Source organism: Ramlibacter sp. P4_H7 (assembly GCF_056400765.1).
Genome location: NZ_JBFUKP010000003.1, coordinates 374,565 through 389,513 on the forward strand (window position 1 = coordinate 374,565; position 14,949 = coordinate 389,513).

At 68.8% G+C, this 14,949-nt stretch carries 10 protein-coding genes; 5 read left to right on the forward strand and 5 right to left on the reverse strand.

What is annotated here, in order from left to right; genetic code table 11:
* The first annotated feature begins 24 nt into the window (after positions 1-24).
* The 3 genes from AC1DSA_RS06955 to lspA all read left to right on the forward strand — a co-directional run bounded on the left by AC1DSA_RS06955 (position 25) and on the right by lspA (position 4,513).
* Positions 25-1,035: a bifunctional riboflavin kinase/FAD synthetase gene (locus AC1DSA_RS06955; protein WP_477887403.1), complete on the forward strand. Its 1,011-nt coding sequence runs from the start codon at positions 25-27 to the stop codon at positions 1,033-1,035.
* Positions 1,036-1,133: 98 nt separating this feature from the next.
* A complete protein-coding gene (ileS, locus tag AC1DSA_RS06960) occupies positions 1,134-3,998 on the forward strand; it encodes an isoleucine--tRNA ligase (RefSeq protein ID WP_477887405.1) in 2,865 nt (954 codons plus the stop codon).
* Positions 3,998-4,513: a signal peptidase II gene (gene lspA / locus AC1DSA_RS06965; RefSeq protein ID WP_477887406.1), complete on the forward strand. Its 516-nt coding sequence runs from the start codon at positions 3,998-4,000 to the stop codon at positions 4,511-4,513. Before ileS ends, lspA begins: the two co-directional genes overlap by 1 nt.
* Positions 4,514-4,533: 20 nt before the next feature.
* Here the strand turns inward: lspA and AC1DSA_RS06970 are convergent, their stop codons facing one another.
* The 5 genes from AC1DSA_RS06970 to AC1DSA_RS06990 are packed head-to-tail and all read right to left on the reverse strand — an operon-like array spanning position 4,534 to position 11,656.
* Positions 4,534-5,319 carry a response regulator transcription factor gene (locus AC1DSA_RS06970; RefSeq protein ID WP_477887408.1) on the reverse strand — a complete coding sequence of 262 codons (786 nt, stop codon included), beginning with the start codon at positions 5,317-5,319 and terminating at the stop codon, positions 4,534-4,536.
* Positions 5,320-5,370: 51 nt separating this feature from the next.
* Positions 5,371-6,753, reverse strand: coding sequence for a TolC family outer membrane protein (locus AC1DSA_RS06975; RefSeq protein WP_477887410.1), 1,383 nt, complete (start codon positions 6,751-6,753; stop codon positions 5,371-5,373).
* Positions 6,754-6,756: 3 nt separating this feature from the next.
* Positions 6,757-8,139 carry an HlyD family type I secretion periplasmic adaptor subunit gene (locus AC1DSA_RS06980; protein ID WP_477887412.1) on the reverse strand — a complete coding sequence of 461 codons (1,383 nt, stop codon included), beginning with the start codon at positions 8,137-8,139 and terminating at the stop codon, positions 6,757-6,759.
* Between the two features lie 35 nt (positions 8,140-8,174).
* Positions 8,175-9,875: a type I secretion system permease/ATPase gene (locus AC1DSA_RS06985; RefSeq protein ID WP_477887414.1), complete on the reverse strand. Its 1,701-nt coding sequence runs from the start codon at positions 9,873-9,875 to the stop codon at positions 8,175-8,177.
* A gap of 41 nt (positions 9,876-9,916) precedes the next feature.
* Positions 9,917-11,656 carry a type I secretion system permease/ATPase gene (locus AC1DSA_RS06990; RefSeq protein ID WP_477887447.1) on the reverse strand — a complete coding sequence of 580 codons (1,740 nt, stop codon included), beginning with the start codon at positions 11,654-11,656 and terminating at the stop codon, positions 9,917-9,919.
* A gap of 254 nt (positions 11,657-11,910) precedes the next feature.
* Between AC1DSA_RS06990 and AC1DSA_RS06995 the strand changes: the two genes are divergently transcribed.
* Positions 11,911-12,672, forward strand: a complete 762-nt coding sequence (locus AC1DSA_RS06995; protein WP_477887416.1) for a LuxR C-terminal-related transcriptional regulator — start codon at positions 11,911-11,913, stop codon at positions 12,670-12,672.
* 460 nt (positions 12,673-13,132) lie between these two features.
* A complete protein-coding gene (locus tag AC1DSA_RS07000; protein WP_477887418.1) occupies positions 13,133-14,686 on the forward strand; it encodes a S8 family peptidase in 1,554 nt (517 codons plus the stop codon).
* Positions 14,687-14,949 lie beyond the last annotated feature (263 nt).

The window sequence follows — 14,949 nt, forward strand, 5'->3', positions numbered from 1 at the left end:
GCTATGAAAAAGATACCACCCTCCATGCAGATCCTGCGCGGCTTCCACCACCCCCAGATCGCCAAGGCGTGCGCGGTCACGATCGGCAATTTCGACGGCGTGCACCGGGGCCACCAGGCCATGCTGGCACTGCTGATCAACGAGGCGCGCCATCGCGGGGTCCCCAGCTGCGTGCTGACTTTCGAGCCGCACCCGCGCGACTATTTCGCCAAGGTCCACCGCAAGCCGGAACTCGCGCCGGCGCGCGTCGCCACCCTGCGCGACAAGCTGACCGAGCTGGAGAAATGCGGCGTCGACCAGTGCGTGATCCTGAAGTTCGACGCCCGCCTGTCCGGCCTGGCGCCGGACGCCTTCATCGCCGACGTCCTGGTGAGGGGCCTGGGCGCCCGGTACGTGCTGGTGGGCGACGACTTCCGCTTCGGCGCCAAGCGGGCGGGCGACTACGCCCTGCTGGACTCCGCCGGCAGCCGCCTGGGCTTCGACGTGGCGCGGATGAACAGCTACGAAGTCCACGGCCTGCGGGTGTCGAGCTCGGCCGTGCGCGAGGCCCTGGCCCGGGGCGACATGGCGGGCACCGCCGCCTTGCTGGGCCGCCCTTACAGCATCAGCGGCCACGTGGTGCATGGGCGCAAGCTCGGTCGCGAACTCGGCTTCAAGACCCTGAACCTGCGCTTTTCCCACTGGAAGCCGGCGGCCGGCGGCATCTTCGCCGTCCAGGTCCACGGGCTGGACGGGGACCCGGTCGAGGGCGTGGCCAACCTGGGCATCCGCCCCTCGCTGGACCCTGACGACGTCAACGGCGGGCGGGTGCTGCTGGAGACGCACTGCCTGCGATGGCCCGCCGGCCTCGGCGAAGAGGGTGCCTACGGTAAAATCATCCGGGTGGAACTGCTGCACAAACTGCATGACGAGCTGCGCTACGACAGCCTCGATGCCCTGAAGACGGGCATCGCGCGCGACTGCGACGCCGCGCGCGCGTTCTTCGCTTCCACGCACGCCGAAACCCGGCGGCAGACCACGCGCGACCGAATTTAACGACCTCGTCCCCGCGGCCCGCGAGCCGCATCCACCCCACGCTGCAAGCACGTGGCAGCCGGGCCCGACCCGGCAAGACGAGTTCGTAAAGGCATTCCATGACCGACAAGACCGATTACCGCGCCACCCTGAACCTGCCCGACACGCCCTTCCCGATGCGGGGCGACCTGCCCAAGCGCGAGCCGGGCTGGGTGAAGGAGTGGGAGGATGAAGGCCTGTACAAGCGGCTGCGTGTCGCACGCCAGGGCCGGCAGAAGTTCGTGCTGCATGACGGGCCGCCCTACGCCAACGGCCAGATCCACATGGGACACGCGGTCAACAAGATCCTCAAGGACATGATCGTCAAGTCGCGCCAGCTCAAGGGGCTGGACGCCGCCTACATCCCGGGCTGGGACTGCCACGGGCTGCCGATCGAGAACGCGATCGAGAAGAAGTTCGGCCGCAACCTGCCGCGCGACGAGATGCAGGCCAAGAGCCGCGCCTTCGCCACCGAGCAGATCGGCATCCAGATGGCCGACTTCAAGCGGCTGGGCGTGCTGGGCGACTGGGACCATCCCTACCGCACCATGGACTTGTCCAACGAGGCCGACGAGATCCGCGCGTTCAAGCGCGTGATCGAGCGCGGCTTCGTCTACCGCGGACTGAAGCCCGTGTACTGGTGCTTCGATTGCGGCTCCTCGCTGGCGGAATTCGAGATCGAGTACGCCGACAAGAAATCGCAGACGCTGGACGTGGGCTTCAAGGCGAACGAACCCGACAAGGTGTTCCAGGCTTTCGGCCTGGTGCCCCCGCCCCAGCCCTCCCCCGGCGGGGCAGGCAGCGATGTGTTCGCCGTCATCTGGACCACCACTGCGTGGACCATCCCGGCGAACCAGGCGCTGAACCTGAATCCGGAAATCGTCTACGCGCTGGTGGACACGCCGCGCGGCCGCCTGATCCTGGCCGAGGTGCTGGTGGAGAAGGCGCTCGCGCGCTACAAGCTGGAAGGCAAGGTGCTGGCCACCACCCTGGGCAAGAACCTGGGGGGCCTGGAGTTCCAGCATCCGCTGTACGAAGTGGACGCCGGCTACCGCCGCCTTGCGCCCGTCTACCTGGCCGACTACGCGACGGCGGAGGACGGCACGGGCATCGTGCATTCCTCGCCGGCCTACGGCCTGGACGACTTCAACAGCTGTGTCGCCCACGGCATGAAGTACGACGACATCCTCAATCCGGTGCAGGGCAACGGTTCCTACGCGCCCGACTTCGCGCTGTTCGGCGGCGAGAACATCTGGAAGGCCGTGCCGCACATCATCGGCACGATCGAAAAGGCCGGCCGCCTGTTCGCCACCGAGGCCATCACGCACAGCTACCCGCACTGCTGGCGCCACAAGACGCCGGTGATCTACCGCGCGGCAGCGCAGTGGTTCATCCGCATGGACGAGGGCGTCGGCGTGTTCACCAAGGACAAGGCGCCCGACACGCTGCGCAACCTGGCCTTGCGCGCGATCGAGGACACCAGCTTCTTCCCGGAAAACGGCAAGGCCCGCCTGCGCGACATGATCGCCGGCCGGCCCGACTGGTGCATCTCGCGCCAGCGCAGCTGGGGCGTGCCCCTGCCCCTGTTCCTGCACAAGGACTCGGGCGAGCTGCACCCGAAGACCATGGAGATCCTGGACGTCGCCGCCGGCATGGTGCAGGCCGGCGGCATCGAGGCCTGGAGCAAGGCCTCGACCGAGGAGATCCTGGCGCAGGTGGGCGCGGCGGCCGACGCCGCGCAGTACACCAAGAGCCAGGACATCCTGGAAGTGTGGTTCGACTCCGGCACGACGCACACCACGGTCCTCCGGGGCTCGCACAAAGGTGCTGCGCACCAGAACGGACCGGAAGCCGACTTGTACCTGGAGGGCCACGACCAGCACCGCGGCTGGTTCCATTCCTCGCTGCTCACCGCCTGCGCGATGTACGGCCGCGCCCCGTATCGCGGGCTGCTCACGCACGGCTTCACGGTCGACAGCCAGGGCCGCAAGATGAGCAAGTCGCTGGGCAACGGCATCGAGCCGCAGCAGGTCAGCGGCAAGCTCGGCGCCGAGATCATCCGCCTGTGGGTGGCGGCTTCCGACTATTCGGGCGACATCGCCGGCGACGACAAGATCCTCGCCCGCGTGGTGGACGCCTACCGCCGCATCCGCAACACGCTGCGTTTCCTGCTGGCGAACGTGAGCGACTTCGACCCCGCCAGGGACGCCGTGCCGGTGTCGGAGATGCTGTCGATCGACCGCTACGCGATGTCGCGGGCGGCGGAGTTCCAGGCCGAGGTGCTCGCGCACTTCGAGGTCTACGAGTTCCACCCCGTGGTCGCCAAGCTGCAGGTGTACTGTTCCGAAGACCTCGGCGCCTTCTACCTCGACATCCTGAAGGACCGCCTCTACACGACCGCCCCGAAGTCGCATGCGCGGCGCAGCGCCCAGACCGCGCTGTGGAACATCACGCACGCCATGCTGCGCTGGATGGCGCCTTTCCTCAGCTTCACCGCGGAGGAAGCATGGAAGGTGTTCGGCAGCTCGCCCTCGATCTTCTTCGAGGAATATGCGGAGATCGGCAGCCCGGACACCGATCTGCTGGCGAAGTGGAACCGCATCCGCGCGATCCGCGATGCGGCCAACAAGGAGATCGAGGCGCTGCGCGCGCAGGGCCGGGTCGGCTCCTCCCTGCAGGCCAACCTGGTGATCACCGCCGGTGCCGACGACCTGCAACTGCTGCAGGCGCTGGGCGATGACCTCAAGTTCGTGTTCATCGCCTCCGCGGTGAAGCTGCAGGCCGGGGACGCGCTGGCCATCGAGGCGCTGCCCAGTGCCGACACCAAGTGCGAGCGCTGCTGGCATTGGCGCCCCGACGTCGGCAGCGACCCGGCGCATCCGACGGTCTGCGGCCGCTGCGTGAGCAACCTGTTCGGAGCCGGCGAGTCCCGGGTGCACGCCTGATGGCCCGCGGCAACACCCTCACCGTCGGTGGCCGCTCCTCGGGCAGCCTGCTGCCCTGGCTGGGACTGGCGCTGATCATCCTGATCGCGGACCAGTTCACCAAGGTGCTGATCCTCGGGGCCTACAAGTTCGGCGATTCGACCGTGGTCACGTCGTTCTTCAACATCGTGCGGGCCCACAACACCGGGGCGGCGTTCTCCTTCCTGGCCGCGGCCTCCGGCTGGCAGCGCTGGCTGTTCACGGGCATCGGCGTGGCCGCCACCCTGTTCATCCTCTACATGCTGCGCTCGCACGCCGGACAGAAGCTGTTCTGCTTCGCGCTGGCCTGCATCCTGGGCGGCGCGATCGGCAACGTGGTCGACCGCCTGCTGCACGGCTATGTGGTGGACTTCCTGCAGTTCCACTGGTCGAACCGCTGGTACTTCCCGGCGTTCAACGTGGCCGACACCGCCATCACGGTCGGCGCCGCCTGCCTGATCCTCGACGAACTGCTGCGCGTGCGCCGCTCCCGCTGAGGAGCCGCCGCGCGCGGCCCTCAGTTGATGCCCGGCCAGCCCTCCAGCGGCTGCTCCACCAAGCCGTTCCGCACGGCATAGAACAGCAGGTCCGTGCGGTTCACCAGGTTCAGCTTGTGGTAGATGCTGCTGAGGTGGTTGTGCACCGTGTGCTCGCTGATGCCCAGCTGCGCGCCGATCACCAGGTACTTTGCGCCCGGGTTGTCCACGATCGCGCGGATCAGCTCGCGTTCGCGGCCGGTCAGCCGCGACACACCCTCCGCCGGCGTCCTCAATGATCGCGCCGCCGGGCCGGCGGGAATCGTCCAGTGCGCCGCCGCCAACGGAAGCGGATCGTCGCGCGTTTCATGGACCTGCGCCACGGCGTTCACGATCGATTCGGCCGGCTCCTCCGCAATCACCACGCCAGCGGCGCCGATGCGCAGCAGGCGCGCGACCGGCACGGGATCGTGCATGCCCTTGAGCACCAGCACCTTGGCATTGCAGACGCGGAGCACGGCCGCAACCGTCCCCAGCGCGTCCAGCGTGTCCTGGAACACGCTGAGCAGGATGACATCCGGCTGTTCGCGCTCCGCCAGGTAGAGGGCGCGCGCATAGCTGCCGGCACTGCCGATCGCCTCCATCCTCGGCCGCTGCCGGTCGATCAGTTCGGCCAGCGCGTCCAGCACCAGCGGACGCGAGTCCGTCAGCAGCACGCGGATCGTGGCCGTCTCGCCCGCGCACGGCGGGGGCCTCCGCCGCTCCAGCGCATGGCCCGTCTTCGGGAAAAGTCCCGGTCCGCCTTCATGGGGTCTTGCGTCTTCCACTGCCGTTCTCCTTTGTGGCGTGCGTCCCGACCGACGCGCGCCTGTCCATCACTACCGTGTCGCTCCCTGCAGCCATCCATTTGTCTCAGCAATCGTTCCCGCGTCCGCCTCGCCCGCCAGCGCGCGCAGCGTGATGCGCGCGAGCAGGTACGCATAGCGCGCGTTCGCCAGGTCGAGCACGGCGGAGACGCGCGCCTCCTCCGCGTTCAGGACGTCGACCTGCGTGCGCGAGCCGGCCTCGTAAGAGCGCCGCGTGGATTGCAGCGCCGTCTCGGACGAACGGACGGCCTGCTCCAGCGCGCGCACGCGCAGCACGCCTTCGATCACGCCGCGGAATTCCTTGTAGACACGCAGCCCGAGATCGCTGCGCGTGGCTTCCATCGTCTGCTCCACCCTCGCAAGTTCGGCCAGCGCCTGCCGCACCCGGGAGTTCACGTAGCCGCCTGCGAACAGGGGAACATTGAGTTCCACGCCGATCGACTTCTGGTCGTACTGGAAGCCCAGGCGGGTGGGGTTGTCCGACAGCGAATTCACCCTCTGCGCGACCGCGTCGAGCGTGGGAAGGTGGCCGGCCTGCTGCTTGCTCACTTCCTGCCGGGCGGCCTCTCGCTGGGCTTGCAGCGCGCGCATTTCGTGGCTGCCCTGCTCAGCGCGGGAAATCCAGCCGTCGATGTCCGCCGGCTCGGGCGGCAGCAGCGGCAAGCGGGCCGTGTCCAGTGGAACGAGGGGACCATTGGCCAGCCCCGTGAGTTGCTGGAGCTGGCGGCGCGTGAAGCCGACGTTTTCGCGGGCTTCCAGCTCGCGCGCCAGCGCCAGGTCCAGTCGCGCCTGGGCTTCGTCGATGTCGGTTCGCGTGCCCGCCCCGGCACCCAGGCGCCGGCGCGCCGCGTCCACCTGGGTCTGGTAGGCCCGCTTCTGCGCCAGCGCCAGTGCGAGCTGTTCCTCCGACGCCAGCGCGTGCAGGTAGGCCGTCGCCACGCGGACGGCCAGGTTCTGCGTCTCCTGCAGCAGGGTCTGCTGCGCCTCCTCCTGCTCGGCGTGCGCCTGGCGCAAGTCCGCCCACTGGTACGGGCGGAACAGCGGCTGCCGCAGCACGAGAGCGCGCGAGTAGCTCGTGTAGTCGCTGTTGGCGGTGACGGGTTGCCCGAGCAGGCCCGGGGTCGTGCTGTCGAGGTCGTTGCGGTAGCGGCTCACGCTGGCCCGCAGGCTGGGCAGCAGCTGCGCGCGCGCCTGCGGAACCCGCTCGCCGCGTGCTTCGGCCGCGGAACGCGCGGCACGCAGGGTGGCGTCGTTCTGCAGCGCCAGGTTGTAGGCCGCCGTGAGGTCCAGGCGATCCCCCGCCAGGGACTCGAAGCCCGGCACGCCACCCGCTGCATACGCGGACGCGATCGTCAGCGCGCAAAGCAACAGGCAGATGGCCGGGGGGCGGATCACGCTTCAGTCCTCCTTCAAGGATGCGGCCAGGCGCTTGGTGAGCGGGTGCAGCAGGTAGGTGAGCAGGGACCGTTCCCCCGTGCGCAACACCACTTCGACCGGCATGCCGGGCTGCAGGCTGCGCTTTCCCAGCTTGCGGTAGCCCTCCGGCGTGAGCTGGACGCGGGCGAGGTAGTAGGTCGCATTGGTCTGCGGCTCGGTGAGCAGGTCGCCGGACACCGAGACGAGCCGGCCGTCGACCACCAGCTGCGGCGAGTCGGCGAAAGCGGCGAAGCGCACGTCCACCGGCAGGCCTGCGTGCACGCGGTCGATGAGATGCGGCGGGACCTTCGATTCCAGCACCAGCACTTCGTCTTCCGGCACCACGTCCATCAGCTTCTGTCCGGGTGAAATCACGGCGCCGACGGTCTGCACCGCCAACCCGACCACCTGGCCGGAAGCGGGCGAGCGGATCTCGATGCGCTGCAATTCCTCGCTCAGGGCGTGGTACTTGCTCTCGTCGGCCTCCACGTCGCGCGCGACGTCGGTGAGCTGGGCCTCGACTTCCTTGCGGTATTCCTGCCGGCGCAGCGTCTGCCGCTGCTGCAACTCGGCGATCGAGCGCTGCGCGCGCATCGAGTTGCCCGACAGGTCGGCGATCGCGGCCTGCACCTCCGTCACCATGCGCTCCAGTTCGAGCTGGCGGTTGCGCGGCGCGTAGCCTTCCTGGACCAGCCCGCGCGTCTGCACCAGCTCCTCGCGCAGGAACCCCAGCTGCGCATTCCGGTTCGCAAGCTGGCCCGCGTAGGACTCGATCATGGCCTGCTGGCCGCCGATGCCTTCCTGCATGGCCTGCAGGTCGGCGCGCAGCGCCGCGCGCCGCGAGCTGAACAACTGCTGCTGCGTGGACATCTGCATCGCGATGAGCGGATCTGCCGCTTCCTTCACGAGGTCCGGGTGGTAGGCCACGGTGTCCGCCCCGCGCTGCTCGGCGACCAGCCGTCCCTGCATGGCGCGCAGGCCGAGATAGCGGTGGCGCGTCGCCTCGAAGTTGGCGCGCATGAGCGCGTCGTCCAGCCGCACCAGGCGCTGTCCTTCACGGACGTGGTCGCCCTCGCGCACCAGGACTTCGCGGACGATGCCGCCGCTCTGGTGCTGCACCGCCTTGCGTTTGGTGTCGATCGCAACCGCGCCCTGGCTGGGCACGCCCTCGTCCAGCGGAGCGAATGCGGCCCACAGCAGGAAGCCGCAGAAGCCCAGGCCCAGCACCAGCAGTCCGGTCCGGCGGACGCGCGCGAAATCATCGCCGGCCTCCGGCTTTCCCTCGTTCCGGCCGACGGCATCCGCGGCATCGCTCGCCGTGGCGGCGGGACCCTGGCGGAACAGCGATTGCGACAGGTTGATCATGGGAGCTCCGGGTGAGGGCTAGTGTCCCGCCTCGCTCAGGCGGACTGAATGGCGCGAGAAGGGGATTGCGGACCGGACCGCGTCGGATTCAAGGCCGGGAGAACGTCGGCGGGCGGTCCCTGCAGACGGATCCGGCCGTCGTCGAGCACCACGATCTCGTCCGCCAGCGGCAGGAGGCCGCCGCGCAACTGCGTGACGACGAAGACGGTGGCGCCCTCTTCCTTCAGCTGCAGCAGCACGCGACGCAGCGCGGCTTCCCCCGCCTGGTCGAGGTTGGCGCCCGGTTCATCGAGGACGAGCAGCGCTGGGCGCCCGTAGAGTGCCCGGGCGAGACCGATGCGCTGCCGCTGTCCTCCAGACAGCAGCGCGCCTGCTTCTCCCACCGGCGTGTCGTAGCCCTTGGGGAACTGGAGGATGGTTTCGTGCAGTCCGGCGGCACGGGCGGCGGCGATGACCGCGGCCGGGTCCACCCGTCCCAGCCTCGCGATGTTGTCGGCGATGCTGCCGTCGAACAGCTCCACGTCCTGCGGGAGGTAACCGATGCGCGGGCCCAGGACCGCGCGGTCCAGCGTCGCAAGCGGGTGGCCGTCGAGCGTCACCTCGCCTTGCACATCCGGCCAGGCACCGACGAGTACGCGTGCCAGCGTGGATTTGCCGGCGCCGGAAGCCCCGGTGATCGCCACCAGCGCGCCCGCGGGTGCCGACATGCTCAAGTCGTGCAGCACGGGTGCCTTCCGCCCCCGCGCGCAAGCCGTGACGCCGCGCAGTTCCACAGCGCCCAGCGGCGCCACCCCCACGGTGCCGCGCACGCGCGGCGCGCGCTCCCCGAGCCATAGGTCCAGGCGCGCCAGCGCGGCGCGTGCGGACAGCATCGGCCGCCAGAGCGAGACCAGCTGGTCGGTCGGGAGCAGCGCACGGTTGATCCACAGGTTGGCGGCGATCATGGCCGCCGCCGAAAGCTCGCCGCGGATCACGAGGACCGCGCCGGCGGCGAGCGCCAGCGACTGGTGCGTGTGCCGGACGAACTTGCTCCAGGCGATCCCGCGGTGCGCCGCGCCATGGGCGTGCGACCCGAGTTCCAGCGCGGCCGTGTGCTCGCCGCGCCAGCGCTGGCGCAGGTTGGCCAGCATGCCCATGGCTTCCACGGTTTCCGCGTGCCGCAGCCTGGACTCCAGGAAGGCGTGCACCTCGGATCGGGCGCGGGAAGCGGCCTCGCTGCCGGCGGCCGCATGCCGGTGGCCCAACCAGGCGACGCCCGCCTGGATGCAAAGGAAGGCGATGCCCACGAAACCCAGGAGCGGGTGCAGCAGGAACGCGCCCACGAGGTAGATCGGCGTCCAGGGCAGGTCCAGCAGCGCAAACAGCAAGGGCCCCTGGAACAGCTGTCGCACCTGGTAAAGGTCCGCCGATGCGCGCGCCGCCTCGGCTCCGGAGCCTTCCAGGTAGGCGTCGAAGCTGGCGCTGAAGACACGTTCGCCGAGCTGGCGCTCCAGGCGCTGGGAGACGTGCGAGAGCACGCGCGAACGCGCCCACTCGCAAACCGCCAGCACGCCGAACAGGAAGAGCGCAATCAGCGACAGCACGAGCAGGGTCAGCTCGTTCCGGCTGGCGAGCACGCGGTCGAACAGCTGCAGCATGTACACCGTGGGCACGAGCATCAGCAGGTTGATGGCCAGGCTGAAGGCGGCAAGCAGGAGCAATTCGCCGCGCATCGCGCCCAGCAGGGGCCGAAGCAAACGCCCGTGAAGGAGAGTGTGGGGCGAGGCCATGTGCATGCTCAGGGAGAAGTCACGGTCCTGGTGGCGTCGCGGCCGCGGACTGCGGGCACGCGGGCTGCAGGTTGGGTCAGGGCCGTCAGGACTTCGTCGCGCGGACCGACGGCCTGCATGCGCCCGTTCTGCAGCGCCAGCACCTTGTCGGCCAGCCCGAGGACGCTGGTTCGCTGCGTCACGATCACGAAGGTGGTGCCGCGCGCCTTGGCCGACACGATGGCCGCGGCCAGTGCGGCGTCGCCCGCTTCGTCCAGGCAGGCATTGGGTTCGTCCAGCACCACCAGCACCGGCGAGCCGTACAGGGCGCGGGCCAGGGCGACGCGTTGCCGAATGCCACCGGAGAGGTAGGCACCGTCAGCGCCGATCCGGGTGTCATACCGGTCCGGCAGCGCGAGAATGGTCTCGTGCAGGCCGACGGCGCACGCCGCCGCCTCCAGCTTGGCGGGATCGGGTGCCTCAAAGCGCGCGATGTTATCGGCGAACGTGCCCTCGAACAGGGCGATATCCTGCGGCAGGTAGCCCACGTACGGCCCCAGCTGCTCCTTGGCCCAGCCGAACACGTCGGCACGGTCGAGCCGCACCTTGCCACTGCTGCAGGCCCACAGCCCGACGAGTACGCGCGCGAGGCAGGTCTTGCCGGCACCGGACGGACCCACGACGGCGAGCACCTCGCCCGGCTCCAGCGTGAAGGCGATGTTGTGCAGCAAAGGCAGGTTCTGCCCGGGCGCGCAGGCGATCACTTGTTCCGCCTGGACACGGCCTTTCGGCGGCGGCAGCGGCATGCCCGGTTCCGTCGCCGGCACGGCGGCCAACAGCTCCTGGATGCGCAGAAGGGCCTGGCCGGCCTGGAGGACGGCACGCCACTGCGTCACCACGACGACAAGGGGAGTCACCACGCGCACGCCGATGATCGAGCCGACGAGGATCATGCCGGCGCCGTAAGTTGCCGTTCCGCGGATGACCAGCCAGGCGCCCAGCCCGAGCAGCAGCGAACCCAGGCTGACCTGGAGGAACCGCGACAGCGCATAGGACGCTGCCGCGTGCGCCGAGGCCACGGCCTGCTGCTGCTGGCTTTGCCTTTGCGTCGCCATCCAGCGGCCCTGCACGTTGGCCTCCATGCCCATCGCAGCGACGGCCTGCGAGTTGCGCTCGGCACCGCGGGCATAGCGCTGCGCCTCCAGCGAGGCACGGTTGGCCGCCATCTGGGGGGCGCGGGTTGCAATCTCGGTGCCGCGCGCAATCAACAGCTGCAGGATGGCGCCCACCAGGGAGGCCGTGCCCAGCAACGGGTGGATCGCAAAGGACAACGCCAGGAACACCAGCGCCGCGGGCGTCTCCATCGCGGCAAGCACGGGCGGGGACGTGAGGAAATCGCGCAGCGTCCGCAGGTCATTGATCGCCTGGGGCGTCCCGCCCGGCAGGCGGCGCAGGCTGGCCGTGAACATGGCCGTGAACACCCGCTCGCCCAGCTTGCGGTCGAGCACGAGCCCAGCCTGGTGCATGAGCCGCATCCGCGTCCAGTCGAGCACTTCCATGACGGCAAACGCGCCGAGGACCGCAATGGTTAGCATGAATAACGTAACAGGGTTACGGCTATTCACTACGCGGTCGTACACCTCGAGCATGTAAACCGTGGGCGCGAGCACGAGCAGCGCCATCAGGATGCTGAACCACAAAGCCGCCCGGATGTGCGGGCGTACTTCCTTCATTACATCCCTCAACTCAGAAGATTGGGCTCCGCGCATCGTTGTTTCCCCCGTTATGCAGCCCGCTGCCGCCGTGCCCACCCCGCCGGCGTAACCGCGCATTGAAGATATGACAACAATTGGAAACGAGTGACGGCATTCCGTGACCACCTGAAACTTGCGAAACGAAAGCGCTCAATCTTTTCAGCCCGAGTGTGCGGTTGCCTTGATAGGCCTTCGTTTGCAGCCGATGAGTACCAATTGGGTTAGGCCGGAACTCCCAAGGTTCGGCACCGGAGTAGGAGGACCGGCCGATGGCGAGCGCTCCACGCTTTCCTAAAGTCATCCGCGCCGCATCCGAGGGATGCGCGAAAAAGAAGGGATCCAAGTTGGTCAAATTGCTGATCGGGTGCGTCGACTCCGCCTGGGGCATGGCACTCGGCGACCGCCTTGCGTGGGAAATGCGCGGTGCCTGCGAATGCGCAGTGCGCGGGTTGGACCTGCTCGTCGAGGCCGCCGCCATCCTTCGGCCTGACGTCCTGCTGCTGGAACGCTGCGGCGACGGTGGCGTCGGTGCGCTGGTGACGGATGTGGTTCGCAGCCATGCGCCGACGCGTGTGCTGCTGTTCAGCGAAGGGTCGAGCCGCGAACTGATCATGGAGGCGCTGGAGTCGGGTGCCAGCGGTTGCCTCTTCAAGTCGAGTCCGGCCTCTGCGTTCGCAGAAGCAGTGCGGACCGTGCACCGCGGCACGTCCTGGTTCAGCCGGGAGGTGCTGTTGCACGCGCTCGGCTCGCAGCCGGTCGATCACACGCCGGCGCCACCCGCCGAAGAGGGAATGCTGACGCGCAGGGAGCACGAGATCATGCTTCTGATCGGTACGGGCCTGACCAACAAGGAAATCGCCCGCCGGCTGGCGATCAGCGACCACACCGTGAAGACGCACCTGCATCGCGTGTACGTCAAGCTGCATCGCAGCGGACGCTACAAGGCCTTGCTCGCCCAGAACGCGCTCGGAGTGGACAGCCTCGCGCTCTCCCGGGCGGCGCTGGCGGCCGCGCCCCCACGCACCGCCTGACGACGTTTTCGCGGCAGGGCATCGGGCGCCCCAGGCTCGTGCGACCGGTTGCCGCGCGCTTGCGGCGTGGTTTGCGTCGCGAACCCGCGACACCCCGACGGCCCTTTCTCGTAACCCTTTGGTGTGAATTCCGGGCGAAGGCGAGGCGCCTCCGGAGCGCCCTGCCAAGCCCCTGCATCTTGCGAACGCTCAGAGTGAATGCGCCTGGCGCGCCAACGCAGCCCTCGCGACCGGACACCCTCTTCCCCGATCCGTTCGCTGCATCGAACTGTTAAGCGTCCAGCCATCCGCTTACGTTTCTGACTGCAGCACGCGCGGACGCCGACGGGTCTGCCCCTAGCATTTCCGCATGGTCGAGATGCGGGCTCCAAGCTCCAGCCGCAGTCCGAACCGCAGCCGGGCCCTGGAAGCGCGCAAGACCGGCTGTATCCGTAGCGCCCCGCGCAGTCATTGGGACTCCATGAAAATTGCTTCTCTCCTCACCGCGGTGGGCGTTGCCGCCGCGACGACGACGCTCCTGCTCACGCCGGCCGCGTTCGCACAGGCCCAACCCGAAGCAGCCAGCGGCGCGGCCACGTATCCGTCCGGGCGTTCGCAACCGATCCCTGGCCGCTACATCGTGGTGTTCAAGAACACCGTGGGGGCCCCGGCAGCAACGGCGGCGAGCATGGTGCAAGGCAGCGGTGGCCAACTGCACCGCACCTACACCGCGGCGCTCAAGGGATTTGCGGCCAGCCTTCCGGATGCCGCTTTGCAGGGCATCCGGAACAATCCGAACGTGGAGTTCGTCGAGCAGGACCAGACGGTGTCGCTGAGCCAGGTGTCGTCCCCGCAAAACCAGGCCACCTGGGGACTGGACCGCATCGACCAGGCCGATCGCCCGCTCGACACCCAGTACCACTTCAACGGCACGGGCGCCGGCGTCACGGCTTTCCTCATCGACACCGGACTGCGCTCCGACCACGTCGAATTCACCGGCCGCGCCAAGCCCGGGTTCACCGTGATCAACGACGGCAACGGCACGGGTGATTGCCACGGCCACGGGACTCACGTCGCGGGAATCGTCGGGGGAACCACCTGGGGCGTGGCCAAGGGGGTCAACCTCGTTCCCGTCCGGGTGTTTGGCTGCACCGGTTCCGGCCCCTGGAGCGACGTCATCGCGGGCATCGACTGGGTGGCCAACAGCACCGTGAGGCCGGCGGTCGCCAACATGTCCATCAGCGGAACCGCATCCGCGGCGCTGGACACGGCCCTCGCAGGCCTTGTGGCCAAGGGCGTGACCGCGGTCGTGGCGGCGGGCAACAACAACCTCGACGCGTGCAACTACTCGCCCTCGAGGGCTGCGGGCGCCCTCGCAGTGGGAGCGACCACGAGCAACGACGTGCGCGCGATCTACTCGAACTTCGGCGCCTGCGTGCAGCTGTTCGCGCCCGGAAGCGGCATCACTTCCGCATCCAACCTCGACACCACCTCCTCGAAGGTCCTGAGCGGTACGTCCATGGCTTCGCCCCACGTCACCGGAGCCGCCGCCCTGACGCTGCAAGCGAATCCGGCGGCAACGCCGGCTGCCATCGGGCAGTACCTGGTGTCCACCGCCACGACCGGTCGCCTGACTTCCAGCTCGCTGGGTGCCGGTTCGCCCAATCTGCTGCTCTATGCCCTCGGCGACGGCAGCGCCGCTCCGGCACCCACGCCGAAGACCGTGGCGTTCATGTCCATGTCTGGCAGCGGGGTCAAGACCGGCGGCAACTGGAAGGCGTCCGCCGTGGTCACCGTGCGCGACGTCAACGGCGGCGCGACGGTTCCCAACGCCACCGTGGTTGGCAGTTTCTCTCCCGGCGGCAGCGCGACCTGCGTGACCGGCACCAACGGCAGCTGCACGCTGAGCAGCGGGTCCATCAAGTCGAACCAGGCCTCGAGCACGGTCCTCACCGGAACGGGCATTTCGGGGACGCTGATGAATTACGACGCGAGCCAGAACGCCGTCTCGCAGATCGTCATCAGCAAGCCCTGACGTCGCACCCAACGAGCACCGGCCCCGCTGCGTTGTGACGCAGGCGGGGCCGGTGTGCGGTCCCTGAAGGGATGCTGGAGCGCTGCGATCAGACGAAGTCGGTCGCGGCGATTTCCGCTGCGGCGTTGATGCCCGCCAGCACGATCAGCGTGTCGTTCGTATCGACCGAGCCGCTGTCGTTTTCGTCGACCACCGCCCAGGCGTTGCCCGAACCGGCCGCGTCGTAGGCGACGTAGACGTCGTTGGTGCCTGCCCCAGGGGCC

Coding starts and splice junctions, on each gene's coding strand:
- AC1DSA_RS07000 (WP_477887418.1), top strand. CDS start 13,133: ATGAAAATTGCTTCTCTCCTCACCGCGGTGGGCGTTGCCGCCGCGACG.
- AC1DSA_RS06980 (WP_477887412.1), bottom strand. CDS start 8,139: ATGATCAACCTGTCGCAATCGCTGTTCCGCCAGGGTCCCGCCGCCACG.
- lspA (WP_477887406.1), top strand. CDS start 3,998: ATGGCCCGCGGCAACACCCTCACCGTCGGTGGCCGCTCCTCGGGCAGC.
- AC1DSA_RS06990 (WP_477887447.1), bottom strand. CDS start 11,656: ATGCGCGGAGCCCAATCTTCTGAGTTGAGGGATGTAATGAAGGAAGTA.
- AC1DSA_RS06995 (WP_477887416.1), top strand. CDS start 11,911: ATGGCGAGCGCTCCACGCTTTCCTAAAGTCATCCGCGCCGCATCCGAG.
- AC1DSA_RS06955 (WP_477887403.1), top strand. CDS start 25: ATGCAGATCCTGCGCGGCTTCCACCACCCCCAGATCGCCAAGGCGTGC.
- ileS (WP_477887405.1), top strand. CDS start 1,134: ATGACCGACAAGACCGATTACCGCGCCACCCTGAACCTGCCCGACACG.